The sequence below is a fragment of the Marinobacter sp. UBA2498 genome (assembly GCF_002341575.1).
Lineage (GTDB): Bacteria > Pseudomonadota > Gammaproteobacteria > Pseudomonadales > Oleiphilaceae > Marinobacter > Marinobacter manganoxydans.
Genome location: NZ_DDOI01000067.1, coordinates 37,083 through 37,328, shown reverse-complemented (window position 1 = coordinate 37,328; position 246 = coordinate 37,083). Strand labels below are relative to the sequence as shown.

Sequence of the window (246 nt, the reverse complement as noted above, 5' to 3'; positions counted from 1 at the left end):
TCCCGGGAGGCAATACCCTGCCCGCCCCCAAACCTGGTTCGGGGCTTCTATGTCGGCAAAACAAGATCTGTTCGGAACGAATTGTGACTGGCTTTCCCACGCCCTGGACAACCCAGCCGCATCACTCCCAGAAATCAAGACCTTTCTCCCCGACGGTACCCGAATCAGCCGCAAGGCCGTGGGTGTTCTGGACATTGTTCCCCCGGCTGGCCGAAGCAACCCGAATGCCGAGGCCATCATCGTTTC

At 59.3% G+C, this 246-nt stretch carries 1 pseudogene; it reads left to right on the top strand.

Annotated features, from left to right (window positions below):
* Positions 1-49: 49 nt before the first annotated feature.
* Positions 50-246 (top strand): annotated as a pseudogene (locus tag B2W52_RS09400) (succinylglutamate desuccinylase); the annotation flags it as partial.